The sequence below is a fragment of the Streptomyces sp. XM4193 genome (assembly GCF_023072595.1).
Lineage (GTDB): Bacteria > Actinomycetota > Actinomycetes > Streptomycetales > Streptomycetaceae > Streptomyces.
In genome coordinates, this window is sequence record NZ_JALLGK010000005.1 from 64,161 (window position 1) to 78,844 (window position 14,684).

Genomic DNA, 14,684 nt, shown 5'->3' on the forward strand with positions numbered 1-14,684 from the left:
GGACAAGACCCGTATCACCGCCCGGACACCCGTGACGACTCTGCGTGCGCCTGCGGGGAGTCGCGAACGCGCGGTGGGCGGGACGAACCGTGTCCGTCCCGCCCACCGCGCACCCGGTCAGCGGGCCGCGACGCCCTCGGCGCGCGCGGCGGCGGCGACCGCGGCCGTCACGGCGGGGGCCACCCGCTCGTCGAACGGCGAGGGGATCACCTTCTCCGCGCTCAGCTCGTCGGCCACCACGGCGGCCAGGGCCTCGGCGGCGGCGAGCTTCATGCCCTCGGTGATGCGCGAGGCACGCACCTGGAGCGCCCCGGCGAAGATGCCCGGGAAGGCGAGGACGTTGTTGATCTGGTTCGGGTAGTCGCTGCGCCCGGTGGCGACGACCGCCGCGTACTTGCGCGCCACATCCGGGTGGATCTCCGGATTGGGGTTGGCCATGGCGAAGACGAAGGCACCGGGCGCGAGCCGGGCCACCGCCTCCTCGGGCACCGTGCCGCCGCTGACGCCGATGAAGACGTCGGCACCGGCGAGCGCGGACTCCAACGACCCGGAGAGCCCGGCCTTGTTGGTGAAACCGGCCACCTCGCGCTTGACGTCGGTGAGATCGGTGCGGTCCGCGGAGACCACGCCCTTGCGGTCGCAGACCGCGACATCGCCGATGCCCGCCTCGGTGAGGATCTTGGCGATCGCCACCCCGGCCGCTCCCGAACCGGAGATGACCGCACGCAGCTCACCGAGCGAACGACCGCTCAGCCGGGCGGCGTTGCGCAGCGCGGCGAGGGTGACGACGGCGGTGCCGTGCTGGTCGTCGTGGAAGATCGGGATGTCCAGCTTCTCCTGGAGCCGCCGCTCGATCTCGAAGCATCGCGGTGCGGAGATGTCCTCGAGGTTCACCCCGCCGAAGGAAGGCGCGAGACGCACGACGGTGTCGACGATCTCGTCCGTGTCCTTGGTGTCCAGCGCGATCGGCACGGCGTCGACCCCGCCGAACTGCTTGAAGAGGATCGCCTTGCCCTCCATCACCGGCAGGGACGCCTCCGGGCCGATGTCGCCCAGGCCCAGCACCGCGCTGCCGTCGGTCACGACCGCGACCACCTGCGACTTCCAGGTGTAGTCGTAGACCAGCTCCGGCTCCTCCGCGATGGCGCTGCACACCTTGGCGACACCGGGCGTGTAGGCCAGGGACAGGTCGTCGGCGTCCTTGACCGGGACCGTCGCACGCACTGCCATCTTGCCGCCGCGGTGAAGCGCGAACGCCGGGTCGATGGCGTCCTCGTCCAGTTCACCCTGCGGATTCACAATCTCCGCTGCCACTTTTGACCCCTTTATCCGTGTATCTACCGAGGGTTACCGCTGCCAGGTTGAGGAGCGGGCGGGCACTGCGTTCGTGTCCTGTTCGGCGGTTGGGCCGCCGTCCAGGGGGAGGACGAACGCCGGGCGCGCCGCACACGCGCCCTGTGTCCCCGGGTGAGGGGTGTAGCTGCCCTTTTTACCGGATGCCCGGGGTTCAGCACGAGTGAGTTGTGACTCTCGTCGATCACCGGCCGGGCCGACCGGTGCGGCTCTCCGTCGCTCGTACCGTAAACGGGCTGATGGGAGCGGCTCCGGAGCCGAAGCGGGCGTGGCAGGAAGCTGCCCGGGCCGATCGGGCGCTCGTGACGAAGGTCTCAGGGCTTTGTGGGACATCCACAAATGATCGATCGGCGGCGGAAGTTAATCGCGGGAAGACCGCCGTTATCCGATTTTGATATCGCTGAACCCCAAGGAGAGTGTGTCCGGATGGCAAGATTCGGGCACTACACAGGGTCGCGGTACTCGAAAGTGTGTACCGGCAGTCCCACCCCTCTTATGCCCCACCCCCAAGCAGGAGGCCCCGCATGACCGCACGCTCGATCCACCGCATGCCCCGGCGCCGCAGGATCGCCGCCGCCGGAGCCGTCGCGGTGGCGGCCTCCCTGCTGCTCAGCGCCTGTGGCGACCAGACCAACGACGCCGGCGACGGCGACACCAAGACCAAGGGGTCGGACGCCAAGTTCTTCGACCAGCTGCCGAAGAAGATCCAGAACGACGGCGTCATCAAGGTCGGCTCCGACATCGCCTACGCCCCCATCGAGTTCATGGACGAGGGCAACAAGATCGCCGGTATCGACCCGGACATCGCGAAGGCACTCGGCAAGGAGCTGGGCGTCGAGCTGAAGTTCAACAACGGAAGTTTCGCGCAGCTCGTCGTCGGCCTGAACTCCGGCCGCTACGACCTGGTGATGTCCGCGATGACCGACACCAAGGAGCGCCAGGAGGGCGTCAGTAAGGACGCCAAGGGCGGCGCGGACTTCGTCAACTACTTCCAGGCCGGCTCGGCAATCCTTGTTCAGAAGGGCAACCCGAAGAAGGTCGAGTCGCTGGAGGACCTCTGCGGTCTCTCCGTCGCCGCCCAGCGCGGCACGGCGAACGAGAGCCTGATGGAGGAGCAGGGCAAGAAGTGCGACGACAAGATCAAGCCGTTCGTCGCCGACAAGGACACCGACACCATCACCCAGCTCCAGACCAAGCGCTCCGACGCGGTGATCACCGACTACCCGGTCGCGGTCTACAACGAGCAGACCGCCGGCGGTGGCAAGCTCTTCGAGGTCACCGGCGACCAGATCGACGCCGCCCCCTACGGCATCGCCGTGAACAAGGAGAACCAGCAGCTGCGCGACGCCGTCCAGAAGGCGCTGCAGGAGATCATCGACAACGGTGAGTACGAGAAGGTCCTCAAGAAGTGGAACGCGCAGGACGGCGCCGTCGAGAAGGCGACCGTCAACGCAGGCAAGTAGTCCCCGGAGAAGGCCCCACAGTTAAGGCAACCCCTCGTGACCGAACCGACTGAACCGTCCGCACCCAAGGACACCGGAAAGGGCCTCACCAAGGGCCCGGACATGGGCAAGGGCCCGGGCACCCCGACCGGCCCCGCCTCCCGGGACAGGGTCCCGCCGGCGGCGATCAGGGCCATCCCCGTGCGCCACTACGGGCGCTGGGCCAGCGCCGCGGTGGTGCTCGGGCTGCTGGCCGCGCTGCTGTACGCGTTCGCCGGCGCCAAGATCAACTGGGGCGTCGTCGGCGACTACCTGTCCGACGGCACCGTCGTACGGGGCGCCTGGGAGACGCTGAAGCTCACCGTGCTGGCGATGGTCATCGGCGTCGTCCTCGGCATGCTGCTCGCCGTCATGCGGCTCTCGAAGAACCCGGTGCTCAGCGCCGTCGCCTGGGGCTACATCTGGTTCTTCCGCGGCACTCCGGTGCTGGTCCAGCTCTTCCTCTGGTTCAACCTGGCGCTCGTCTTCACCTATCTCGACCTCGGTCCGATCTACAAGGACGAGATGAACGACGTCATCACGCCGTTCGTCGCCGCTCTACTGGGCCTCGCGCTCAACGAGGCCGCGTACATGGCGGAGATCAGCCGGGCCGGCATCCAGTCGGTCGACCAGGGCCAGACCGAGGCCGCGCACGCGCTCGGCATGAGCTCGGCGAAGACCACGCGCCGCATCGTGCTCCCGCAGGCGATGCGCGTGATCATCCCGCCAACGGGCAACGAGTTCATCAACATGCTCAAGACCTCGTCGCTCGCGTACGCGATCGGGTTCAACGAGCTCTTCAAGGCCAGCGTGGACATCGGTGCCCGCAACCTGGCGAGCGTCGAGATGCTGATGGTGGTGACGATCTGGTACCTCGTGCTGACCACCGTGTTCAGCATCGGCCAGTTCTATCTGGAGCGGCACTTCGCGCGCGGCTCCGACCGTGAGCTGCCGCCGACGCCGATCCAGCGGATCAAGGCGCAGCTGACCTCGTTCCGTACTCCGAGCAAGGTGGGAGGCACCACCGTATGACCGCCCGTCCTGCCGAGCAGTCCGGCAAGCAGTCCGTGCAGCCGATGGTGAAAGCCGAGGCCGTGCACAAGTCCTTCGGCCCCGTCGAGGTGCTCAAGGGCATCGATCTGGAGGTGGCGCCGCAGGAGGTCTTCTGCCTCGTCGGCCCGTCCGGCTCCGGCAAGTCGACCTTTCTGCGGTGCATCAACCACCTGGAGAAGATCAACGCCGGCCGGCTCTCGGTCGACGGCCGCCTCGTCGGCTACCGCGAGAAGGGCGACAAGCTCTACGAGCTGAAGGACAGCGAGGTCGCGGCGCAGCGCAAGGACATCGGCATGGTGTTCCAGCGCTTCAACCTCTTCCCGCACATGACGGCCCTCGGGAACGTCATGGAGGCCCCGGTCCAGGTCAAGGGTGAGTCCAAGGCCGCGGCGCGCGAGCGCGCCGAGAAGCTGCTCGAGCGCGTCGGGCTCAGCGACCGCAAGCACAACTACCCCGCCCAGCTCTCCGGCGGACAGCAGCAGCGCGTCGCCATCGCCAGGGCACTGGCGATGGAGCCGAAGCTGATGCTCTTCGACGAGCCCACCTCGGCGCTCGACCCGGAGCTCGTCGGCGAGGTGCTCGACGTGATGCGCGACCTGGCGGAGTCCGGAATGACGATGATCGTCGTCACCCACGAGATGGGCTTCGCCCGCGAGGTCGGTGACGCGCTCGTCTTCATGGACGACGGCGTCGTGGTCGAAGCCGGCCACCCGCGCGACGTCCTGAACAACCCGCAGCACGAACGCACCCAGGGCTTCCTCTCCAAGGTGCTCTGAACAGCGGCGCACCGGCGGCGCGGCCCGTGGGCGGTGTCGGCGGGCCCGCGGACCTCGCGGCCCCTCACGGGGCGGCGCCGGTCGACGGGACTCGCGGGACTCGCTCGACGAGGACGCGGGTCCCTCGGCGGGCCGTCGGACTTCACGAAGCGGCCGGCGGCGACGCGGCCGGCGACGGCACTTCGGCGGGGTGGCGGCCTTCAACGGGCCGCCACCCCGCCGTCGCGCGTTGCCTGCGGCGCGACGGCGCGACGGCGGGGACTGCGGGACGGCGGGACGGCGGGAACTGCGGGACGGCGCCCGGCAGACGAGCACGTGGGCGTCCGGGCGCGAGCGTGCCGGCCGCAGCGGCGGGCACGTGCCGTCCGCCCCTCGGTACGCGTCGGCCGTCGGCCGGGGCCGTCGGGCGGCTGACGTCCTGGGCGCACCGGCGAGTGGTGTGACGCTTCGTACTACCCGTGGGTAGCTTGGGTTCATGTTCGCTGCCTATGCCACCGGAACCGATCGCGACGCACCTCTGAACGGGCTGGAGCTCGGTGAGCGCCCGGAACCCGACGTGCCGCCGGGCTGGACCGTCATCGACGTGCGGGCCGCCTCGATCAACCACCACGACCTCTGGTCCCTGCGCGGCGTCGGCCTCGGCGACGAACAGTTGCCGATGATCCTGGGCTGCGACGCCGCAGGAGTGGACGCCGACGGCAACGAGGTCGTCGTCCACGGAGTCGTCGGGCAGACCGGCCACGGTGTGGACGCCCGCGAGACCCCCACGATCCTCACCGAGAAGTACCAGGGCACCTTCGCCGAACGAGTCGCCGTACCGCAGTGGAACGTGCTGCCCAAGCCGTCCGGGATCTCGTTCGAGGAGGCGGCCTGTCTGCCCACCGCCTGGCTCACCGCGTACCGGATGCTCTTCGGCCGCGCGAGGGTGCGCCCCGGCCAGAGCGTGCTCGTCCAGGGGGCGGGCGGCGGAGTCGCCACCGCGGCGATCGTGCTCGGATCGGCCGCGGGTGTACGGGTCTTCGCCACCAGCCGCGACGAGGCCAAACGGGCGCGGGCACGGGAGTTGGGCGCGGAGGACGCCTTTGAGACCGGCACACGGCTGCCGCGCCGGGTCGACGTCGTGCTGGAGACGGTCGGCGCCGCCACCTGGTCGCACTCGGTGAAGTCGCTCAGGCCCGGCGGCACCCTCGTCGTCGCAGGCGCCACCACCGGGCCCGATCCGAAGAACGCCGAGCTGAACCGGATCTTCTTCCAGCAGTTGAACGTGCTCGGCTCGACCATGGGCACCAGGGAGGAGCTGGCCGATCTGCTCGACTTCTGTGCCACCAGCGGGGTGCGGCCCGTCATCGACTCCGTGCTGCCGCTGGCGCGTGCGCGCGACGGTCTGGCGAAGATGGCCGCCGGCGAACTCCTCGGCAAACTGGTCCTGACGCCGTGACGCCGTGACGCCGTGACGCCGTGACGCCGTGACGCCAAGTGGCGAAGGGCTTCGTGGTGTTCGGGGCCGCGCGCAGTGCGCTCCGACGCGCTGAACGGAACGCGAGCGCGGCAACGAAACCGGTTGCACGGCTGCGGAGAATGGCCGCATGACCTGGAAAGTGACAGCGGCCGACATCGACTCGCAGGCGGCACAGGGCGAACTCCGCGCCTACTACGCCGAGTTGGTCTCGCGCTACTTCGACCGTCCTGCCACCCCGGAGTCCGTGGACGCCGCGATGGCCGACGAACCCAGTGGCGATCTGACCCCGCCCAGCGGGCTCTTCCTGCTCGCCGAGCACGGAGGGACGGTCGGTGGCTGTGTCGGCGTGCGCCTCATCGAACGCCCCGACCGGGACGCGTCCCGGCCAGGGCGGGGAACAGCGCTGCCGTACGAGCCGCAAGTCGCCGAACTGACCCGGCTGTTCGTACGTCCGGAGCGCCGGGGGAGTGGTGGCGGCGCGGCGCTGCTGGCCGCAGCTGAGGAGGCCGCCCGCGGCCTGGGTGTGCATCTGCTGCGGATGGACACCCGCAAGGACCTCGTGGAGGCGCGGGCGCTCTACGCGCGGCACGGCTACGCCGAGGTGCCCGCGTTCAACGAGGGCCCGTACGCCGACCACTGGTTCGCCAAGCACCTCGTCTGATCCCGCGTCCAGGGCGGAACCGGCAGGCGGGACCGGTGCATCGGGACCGGTGCACCGCGGGGCCGACAACGGCGCCTCGGGCGGGAGCAGCGGAGGGGTGCCGCGCCGACTCGGTGCGGCACCCCTCCGGTCTGCGGTAGGCGCTCAGTCCTTCGGGCGCAGCACGCTTCCGATGCGCACCGCCGCGCCGGACAGCTCGCGACGGATCTCGTGCAGCTGATCCCGGGTGACCCCATGATCCCGAGAGGCGTCCCGGACATCGTCCCGGAAACGGTCGAGCAGCCGCTCCAGCGCGCGGGCCGGCTCCTCGTCCTCCCGAAGCGGCTCCGTGGCCCACTCCGGCTGCGGTGCCTCAGCGGCGGCCGAGCTGTCCGCATCGGCTGCTGTCTCCCCGGGGGCACCCTCGTCCGACGAAGCGCCGTCCGACCGGCCCCGGTAGGTCTTGCTGCTCCAGCCGGCGCCGAACGGCGGCCATGCGGTGGCCTGGCCGGTTATGCGGCCCAAGGTGCCCATCTCCTTGGCGAGTTCGGCCATGCCCTCGCGCACCGCCCCCTGCCAGTCGCCGGTCTTCGCGCGCTCCTGGACCTGGTCCTGCACGGTCCGGGCGATCCGCCTGACCTCCTCCTCGGCGGCCTCCCGGGCCTCCTGGTGGGCCTCCTGCCGCGCCTTGCGGTGGGCGCGGTCGGCCTCCTCCTCGGCGGCCTTTGCCTGCTGCCGCGCACGGCGGCTCTCGTCCCGCGCGCGCCGCGCCTGCCGCTGCAACTCGCGCTTGGCCTGCATCAGTTCGTCCTTGGCCCGCTGCCAGCTCTCCTGGTCGGGCCAGGAGGAGCGAGCGCCGGTGTCCTCCGTCGCACCGCTGCCGACGGAGGCGCCCGCCTGCGGCGCGGCGACGTTCCGCGTCGCCTCGAACACCTCGCGGCGCAGCTCGCTCGCGCTGTCCCGGACGTCCTCGCGTATCTCCTCGGCGAGCGCGGTCAGCGACTCGTGGATCTCCAGCTCCAGATCGGCCAACTCGCCCTGGCGGTCGGCCAGCTCGGCCAGCCCCGCGGTGGTGATGCTGTAGACCTTCCGGCCGCCCTCGGTGACGTGCTCGATCAGCCCCTCGGCCTCCAGCTTGGCCAGCCGCGGATAGACGGTGCCCGCGGAGGGCGCGTAGAGACCCTGGAAACGCTCCTCCAGCAGCCGGATCAGCTCGTAGCCGTGGCGGGGCGTCTCGTCGAGGAGCTTGAGCAGGTAGAGGCGCAGTCGGCCGTGGGCAAAGACTGGGGGCATGTCAGAGGTCCTTACCGGGAGTCGCGTGGTCCTGGGCTGCGTGGGCCGGCTCGGCCGGCGGACGTCGGAGCAGGGTGACGGAGCCGGAGACGCTCTTGGCCTGCAACCTGCCGCTTCCGCTGCCGAGCTTCCCGCTGATGCGGCGGCCGGCCCACTCGGAGGCGACCGCCAACTCGCCGAACGCCGACCGGACGGTGCCGCTCGCGGTGCTGGCGTCGACGGCGAGGTCCGGCTGGTCGGGCAGGCGCACCGAGATGGCGCCCGAGACGTTGGTCAGCCGCAAGTCCGAATCGGCACCGACCTTCGCCAGATCGAGCACGAGATTGCTGTCCACCGCCTCGGCCCGGACGCTGCCGCCGCTCTCCACGGCGGTGAGCGCGCCGGAGACGGAGTGGAAGCGCAGCGGGCCGGACAGCTGCTGTGTCTCCACATCGCCGGAGACGGTGTCGGTGCGCACTTCGCCGCCGAGCCGCACCAGAGTGGTGTCGGCGCTGACCGCACGCACCTCGGTGCCGGCGGTGATTCCGGAGACCACCGCGCGACCCGTCACCTGGCCGAGCTTCAGCTCGCAGTCGGCCGGCACCGCGAGCGTGAGCACGACATGGCGCTGCCAGTTCTTCGGCTCCAGCAGCTTCAGAAAGCCCTGCCAGGGCAGATCGGCGTGGGTGACCGTGAGGGTGCCGTCCTCGACGCTCACCCGCAGCGGCTCGCCCTCGATCGAGGTGACCTCGAGGCTGGCCTCGGTGATGCTCTCGCTGCCGACGACGTTCACCGTGCCGCCGACGACCCGGATCCGAGCCCGCCGCACGGGCGGCGGGATCGTGAGCTTCTGTGGTTCGCTGACGGACCACTCTGACCGGTCGGGCACTTGCGGCCTCCCTGACTGGGCTTGTGACGCGAGGAGTTGGGGCCGGCGGCGGACACGCCGAGAACCGGGCCACACGAGAACGCAACATATCGCGTCTCGTGAAAAACACGATACATCGCGTATCGCGAGCGTCAAGGGGCGGTTTCCGCGGTGCGGAGGTCACCGGTCGGTGGACGGCCGCCGCTGCGGGGTCTGCAGGGTCTGCGGGGTCTGCGCGTCGACGGCCGCGAGCACCGCGGCGGCCAGTTCCGCGGCGGATCGGCCGCTGCCCGCTTCCGCGGCCGACCTCCCGCCGCCCGCGTCGATGAGTGCCGGGCCCGGCCCGCCGAGGGCATCGGTCAGCAGCGCCTGGTAGCGCTCGCTGCGGGCCAGGAACTTGTCCATCAGCTCGCGTTCCCCACCCGTTGCTGTTTCGTAGTGGCCCGCGGCGTGAATGCGGGCGCGGATCAGGGAGGCGTCGGCGGTCAGCCACACGGCTGCCGTGTGCGGAGTCCGCAGTCCGGCGATGTGGGTGGGCCAGAGCGCCGAACCCTCCAGTACGAGCCCCGCGCCGCCGCGGTCGTCGGCGGCGCGGGCCGTGATCAGCTCCTCGACACGGGGCCGGAGCCGGTCGTAGTGGGCGCACACGGAAGTGATCAGTTCGTCCACCGACAGCGAGGCGTAGTGCTCCGCGACGTGCGCCGGCACCTCCCGGTCCACGGTCCGCCAGGGCCGCCCGGGGTGCCGGGCCAGCGCATCGGTGCTCAGACACTCGAACCCGAGCGTCTCCGCCACCAGTTGGGCGACGGTCGACTTGCCCACGTTCGACGTCCCGCCGATCAGCACCACTCGCAGCTCACGCACGCAAACCCACCGTTCTCTCCGGAGTGGTGCCCGAGGTCTACGACGACCGCCCGCGCGTGTGCAGTGTGCGGTTCGGGCGCCGGGCGCCGGGCGTCGGCGTCGGGCGGACGACCGGACGACCGGACGCCGGCTCGGGCAGAGGCCGCTACTCGTCGTCGTCCTCGTCGTCCAGGCGGGCCAGCCAGGTGGCGAGCCGTTCGACGGGCACCTCGAAGTCGGGGTTGAGGTCGACGAAGGTCCGCAACTGCTCGGCGAGCCAGCCGAGGCTGACCTCGTCCTCGCCTCGCCGGCTCTCCAGCTCCTCGATGCCGCGATCGGTGAAGTACAAGACGTGCTCCGGTGGTTGTGACGAATTCTCGGCAACTGCCCGCGGCCCGTGAGGGCCGCACCGGGAGGATTCTCCCGGACCGTGCCCCCGTACGAGCGCCGACCCCCACACCTACGGGTGGTCCGCCCTCCACGGCTCCGCGGACCCGCATCGCGGGAGAGCGTCCACGAGACGACCGCACCGCGCAGCACGGACGGACCCGACCCGCCTCCCGACCGCTTCTCGACCCGCTTCTCGACCCGCTTCTCGGCACGGCCCGACCGCCGCACCCCGCCGCCCCGCGTTCGCGGGACCACACGAACGAGTGGCCCGGGCCGAAGATCCCGGCCCGGGCCACTCGTCTGCAGGCGGTGTGCGCGCTCAACGGCGCGCTCGCTCACCGCACTTCACTGCTCAGAGGTCGAAGACCTCTTCGACCAGCGCCTGCTGCTCGGCCTGGTGGCGCTTGGCCGAACCGACCGCGGGCGAGGAGCTGGACGGGCGCGACACCCGGCGCAGCCGGTCCGCGTTGTCCGGCGCCGCACCCAGCACCAGGTCGAGGTGGTCGATCAGGTTGAGCGCGATGAACGGCCAGGCACCCTGGTTCGCCGGCTCCTCCTGGGCCCACACGTACTTCTGCGCCTTGCCGTACTTGGCCAGCTCCTCCTGGAGCTCGTGGCCCGGCAGCGGGTACAGCCGCTCGATGCGCACCAGCGCGGTGTCGGTCAGACCCCGCTTGGCCCGCTCCGCCTCCAGGTCGTAGTAGACCTTGCCGGAGCAGAAGACGACCTTGCGGATGTCGTTGGCGCTGACCTCGCCGCGCTCGACCATCGTGTCGCCGATGATCGGCCGGAAGCCGCCCGTCAGGAACTCCTCCGTCTTGGAGGCCGCCGCCTTCAGACGCAGCATCGACTTCGGGGTGAAGACGACCAGCGGCTTGTGGTGCGGGTTGTGCACCTGCCAGCGCAGCAGGTGGAAGTAGTTCGACGGGAGCGAGGGGTTGGCGACCGTCATGTTGTCCTGGGCGCACACCTGGAGGAAGCGCTCGATCCGCGCCGAGCTGTGGTCCGGACCCTGGCCCTCGTAGCCGTGCGGCAGCAGCAGCGTGACGCCGGAGGTCTGGTTCCACTTCTGCTCGGCGGAGGAGATGAACTCGTCCACCACGGTCTGCGCGCCGTTGACGAAGTCGCCGAACTGCGCCTCCCACATCACCAGCGCCTCGGGCCTGGCGAGCGAGTAGCCGTACTCGAAGCCCATCGCCGCGTACTCGCTCAGCAGCGAGTCGTAGACGTTGTAGCGGGCCTGGTCGTCGGAGAGGTAGAGCAGCGGCGTGTAGTCGTCCCCGGTGTTCTGGTCGAGGATGACCGCGTGCCGCTGGCCGAAGGTGCCGCGCCGCGAGTCCTGGCCGGACAGGCGTACGGGGGTGCCCTCCATCAGCAGCGAGCCGATGGCGAGCGTCTCGCCCATGCCCCAGTCGATCGTGCCGTCCTCGACCATCGCCATCCGCCGCTGCAGCTGCGGGCGCAGACGCGGGTGCACGGCGACGCGGTCGGGGATGTTGACCTGGGACTCGGCGATCCGCTTGACGACCTCGGCGCTCACCGCGGTCTCCAGCGGCACCGGGAACTCCGCCTGCGGGGCCGGCACTTCGGTCGGGGAGGAGGACACGTCCGCCTCCCGAACCTCGGTGAAGACCTTCTCCAGCTGCCCCTGGAAGTCTTGGAGCGCCTGCTCGGCCTCCTCCATGGTGATGTCGCCGCGACCGATCAGGGACTCGGTGTAGAGCTTGCGCACCGAGCGCTTCTTGTCGATCAGCGTGTACATCTGCGGCTGCGTGAAGTACGGGTTGTCCGTCTCGTTGTGGCCGCGGCGGCGGTAGCAGACGAGGTCGATGACGACGTCCTTGTTGAACGCCTGCCGGAACTCGAAGGCCAGCCGTGCCACCCGGGCGACTGCCTCGGGGTCGTCGCCGTTGACGTGGAAGATCGGCGCTTCGATCATCCGGGCCACGTCGGTGCAGTACATCGACGAGCGCGCCGCCTCCGGCGCGGCCGTGAACCCGACCTGGTTGTTGATGACGATGTGCACGGTGCCGCCGCAGCGGTAGCCGCGCAGCTGCGACATGTTGAGCGTCTCGGCCACCACGCCCTGGCCGGCGAAGGCCGCGTCACCGTGGAGCTGGATCGGCAGGACCGTGAAGTCCGTACCGCCCTTGCCGATGATGTCCTGCTTGGCGCGGGCGACGCCCTCGACGACCGGGTCGACCGCCTCGAGGTGCGAGGGGTTGGCGGTCAGCGAGACGGTGATCTGCTCGCCGTTGAGACCGGTGAAGGTGCCCTCGGCGCCCAGGTGGTACTTCACGTCGCCGGAGCCGTGCATCGACTTCGGGTCGAGGTTGCCCTCGAACTCGCGGAAGATCTGGGCGTAGGACTTGCCGACGATGTTCGCCAGCACGTTCAGCCGGCCGCGGTGGGCCATGCCGATGACGGCCTCGTCCAGCCGGGACTCGGCCGCCGAGTCGATCACCGCGTCCAGCAGCGGGATGACGGACTCGCTGCCCTCCAGCGAGAACCGCTTCTGACCCACGTACTTGGTCTGCAGGAAGGTCTCGAACGCCTCGGCGGAGTTGAGCCGGCGCAGGATGCGCAGCTGCTCCTCGCGCTCGGGCTTGGAGTGCGGACGCTCGACGCGGTCCTGGATCCACTTGCGCTGCTTGGGATCCTGGATGTGCATGTACTCGATACCGGTGGTGCGGCAGTACGAGTCGCGGAGCACACCGAGGATGTCGCGCAGCTTGAGCATCGACTTGCCGGCGAAACCGCCGACGGCGAACTCCCGCTCCAGGTCCCACAGGGTGAGCCCGTGCGAGGCGATGTCCAGGTCGGGGTGCTTGCGCTGCTTGTACTCCAGCGGGTCGGTGTCGGCCATGACGTGGCCGCGCACCCGGTAGGAGTGGATCAGGTCGAAGACACGGGCGGCCTTGGTGACCTCGTCGTCGTGGCTGACGTCGATGTCCTGGTTCCAGCGGACCGGCTCGTACGGGATCCGAAGCGCTTCGAAGATCTCGTCGTAGAAGTTGTTCTCGCCGAGCAGCAGCTGGTGCATGATCCGCAGGAACTCGCCGGACTGCGCACCCTGGATGACCCGGTGGTCGTAGGTGCTGGTCAGCGTCATGACCTTGGAGATGCCCAGCTTGTTCAGGGTGTCCTGAGAGGTGCCCTGGAACTCGGCGGGGTACTCCATCGCGCCGACACCGATGATCGCCGACTGGCCGGGCATCAGCCGCGGCACCGAGTGCACGGTGCCGATGCCGCCGGGGTTGGTCAGCGAGCAGGTGACGCCGGTGAAGTCGTCCATCGTCAGCTTGTTGGCGCGAGCGCGCCGGACGATGTCCTCGTACGCCTGCCAGAACTCGAAGAAGCTGAGCGTCTCGGCCTTCTTGATGCCGGCGACGACGAGCTGGCGGTCGCCGTTCGGCTTCACCAGGTCGATCGCCAGGCCCAGGTTGACGTGCTCGGGCTTGACCAGGGTCGGCTTGCCGTCCTTCTCCGCGAAGGAGTGGTTCATCGACGGCATGGCCTTCATCGCCTGCACCATCGCGTAGCCCAGGAGGTGGGTGAAGGAGACCTTCCCGCCACGGGCGCGCTTGAGGTGGTTGTTGATGACGATGCGGTTGTCGAAGAGCAGCTTCACCGGCACGGCGCGGACCGAGGTGGCGGTCGGCAGCTCGAGCGAGGCGTTCATGTTCTTCGCCACGGCGGCACCGGGGCCGCGGAGGGTGACCAACTCGGGGCCCGCGGGGGCGTCCTGGTCGGCCCGGCCCGCCTTGTCCGCGCTCTTGCCGCCGTCGCCCTTCGCGGGCTGCGACTTCGCGGCGGGCTTCGTCTCGGCGGGCTTCGGCGCGGCCTTGGCGGCCGGCTTCTGCTGCTCGGGCTTCGCCTCGGCCGGCTTGGCGGGCGCCGACTTGGCGGGCGCGGCCTCCGTTCCGGCCGTGCCCGTCGAACCGGACGGTGTGGTGGGAGTCGGAGCGGGTGCCGGCTCAGCCGCGTCGGCGGCTGGCTGCGGGGGCTCCCCGTCCGTCTTCCCCGGCTTGTAGTCGGCGAAGAAGTCCCACCATGCCCGGTCTACTGAGTTCGGGTCCTGGAGGTACTGCTGGTAGATCTCGTCGACGAGCCACTCGTTCGGACCGAAGGCGGCAGCGGGACTCTTCCCTTGCCCGTCCTGGTCGGTCGAGATGCTCGAGGTCTTCGGGGACTGTGACGACACGGCGGCAACCGCCCTCTTCCGCTTCACATGGTGATGGACAGCGGGAATTAAGGCTACGCCCCCCAGACGGTTCGGTGCAGTCCGCATGGGCCACACGTCACGTACGTCACACAAAAATGTGGGTTTCAGCGGTGCGGCCGCCGGGAATTTGAACCTGTTTTGCCTTGTCAGGGAACACGGAGCCGAGGCTCGGGCGCATCTTTGCGCGAGCCTTCCCCCTGTCCGTCCCCCTACTGACGCGTAGCGGGGGCGGAAAGGTTCCGTCCGGTTCGACTCTATGCCGTGCGTCACTCGGGCCGACGCCCACCCCCGTCGAGGACGACGGAGCGGGGTCGGAACGGGCTC

At 69.9% G+C, this 14,684-nt stretch carries 11 protein-coding genes; 5 read left to right on the plus strand and 6 right to left on the minus strand.

All coding sequences use genetic code 11. The features are described from left to right. Positions 1-117: 117 nt before the first annotated feature. Entirely contained in the window at positions 118-1,314 is a 1,197-nt protein-coding gene (locus MTQ01_RS15520) for an NADP-dependent malic enzyme (RefSeq protein WP_247490818.1), read from the minus strand. Positions 1,315-1,877: 563 nt separating this feature from the next. Here MTQ01_RS15520 and MTQ01_RS15525 point away from each other — a divergent pair. The 5 genes from MTQ01_RS15525 to MTQ01_RS15545 all read left to right on the plus strand — a co-directional run bounded on the left by MTQ01_RS15525 (position 1,878) and on the right by MTQ01_RS15545 (position 6,783). Then, a complete protein-coding gene (locus MTQ01_RS15525) occupies positions 1,878-2,816 on the plus strand; it encodes an ABC transporter substrate-binding protein (protein ID WP_247490820.1) in 939 nt (312 codons plus the stop codon). 36 nt (positions 2,817-2,852) lie between these two features. Continuing rightward, positions 2,853-3,866, plus strand: a complete 1,014-nt coding sequence (locus tag MTQ01_RS15530; RefSeq protein WP_374207757.1) for an amino acid ABC transporter permease — start codon at positions 2,853-2,855, stop codon at positions 3,864-3,866. Next, positions 3,863-4,663, plus strand: coding sequence for an amino acid ABC transporter ATP-binding protein (locus MTQ01_RS15535; protein ID WP_282613723.1), 801 nt, complete (start codon positions 3,863-3,865; stop codon positions 4,661-4,663). Before MTQ01_RS15530 ends, MTQ01_RS15535 begins: the two co-directional genes overlap by 4 nt. A 475-nt stretch (positions 4,664-5,138) precedes the next feature. Next, the gene (locus tag MTQ01_RS15540) at positions 5,139-6,101 is read left to right on the plus strand and encodes a zinc-binding dehydrogenase (protein ID WP_247490822.1); all 963 of its coding nucleotides are present in this window, start codon (positions 5,139-5,141) and stop codon (positions 6,099-6,101) included. A 148-nt stretch (positions 6,102-6,249) separates the two neighbouring features. Next, positions 6,250-6,783 (plus strand): GNAT family N-acetyltransferase, encoded by a 534-nt coding sequence (locus tag MTQ01_RS15545; protein ID WP_247490824.1) that lies wholly within the window; start codon positions 6,250-6,252, stop codon positions 6,781-6,783. Between the two features lie 144 nt (positions 6,784-6,927). Here MTQ01_RS15545 and MTQ01_RS15550 read toward each other — a convergent pair whose 3' ends face one another. The 5 genes from MTQ01_RS15550 to MTQ01_RS15570 all read right to left on the minus strand — a co-directional run bounded on the left by MTQ01_RS15550 (position 6,928) and on the right by MTQ01_RS15570 (position 14,339). Then, on the minus strand, positions 6,928-8,055 hold the full coding sequence (locus tag MTQ01_RS15550) for a PadR family transcriptional regulator (RefSeq protein WP_247490826.1): 1,128 nt from the start codon (positions 8,053-8,055) through the stop codon (positions 6,928-6,930). Position 8,056: 1 nt separating this feature from the next. Next, entirely contained in the window at positions 8,057-8,923 is an 867-nt protein-coding gene (locus MTQ01_RS15555) for a DUF4097 family beta strand repeat-containing protein (RefSeq protein WP_247490828.1), read from the minus strand. A gap of 159 nt (positions 8,924-9,082) precedes the next feature. Then, positions 9,083-9,766 (minus strand): (d)CMP kinase, encoded by a 684-nt coding sequence (locus MTQ01_RS15560; RefSeq protein ID WP_247490830.1) that lies wholly within the window; start codon positions 9,764-9,766, stop codon positions 9,083-9,085. Between the two features lie 145 nt (positions 9,767-9,911). Further along, entirely contained in the window at positions 9,912-10,094 is a 183-nt protein-coding gene (locus tag MTQ01_RS15565) for a DUF6104 family protein (protein ID WP_247490832.1), read from the minus strand. A gap of 393 nt (positions 10,095-10,487) precedes the next feature. Further along, positions 10,488-14,339 (minus strand): multifunctional oxoglutarate decarboxylase/oxoglutarate dehydrogenase thiamine pyrophosphate-binding subunit/dihydrolipoyllysine-residue succinyltransferase subunit, encoded by a 3,852-nt coding sequence (locus tag MTQ01_RS15570; RefSeq protein ID WP_247490834.1) that lies wholly within the window; start codon positions 14,337-14,339, stop codon positions 10,488-10,490. Between the last annotated feature and the right edge of the window lie 345 nt (positions 14,340-14,684).

Excerpts from the sequence above, each read along its gene's own strand:
- MTQ01_RS15525 (WP_247490820.1), top strand. The coding sequence starts at position 1,878 with ATGACCGCACGCTCGATCCACCGCATGCCCCGGCGCCGCAGGATCGCC.
- MTQ01_RS15535 (WP_282613723.1), top strand. The coding sequence starts at position 3,863 with ATGACCGCCCGTCCTGCCGAGCAGTCCGGCAAGCAGTCCGTGCAGCCG.
- MTQ01_RS15540 (WP_247490822.1), top strand. The coding sequence starts at position 5,139 with ATGTTCGCTGCCTATGCCACCGGAACCGATCGCGACGCACCTCTGAAC.
- MTQ01_RS15545 (WP_247490824.1), top strand. The coding sequence starts at position 6,250 with ATGACCTGGAAAGTGACAGCGGCCGACATCGACTCGCAGGCGGCACAG.
- MTQ01_RS15550 (WP_247490826.1), bottom strand. The coding sequence starts at position 8,055 with ATGCCCCCAGTCTTTGCCCACGGCCGACTGCGCCTCTACCTGCTCAAG.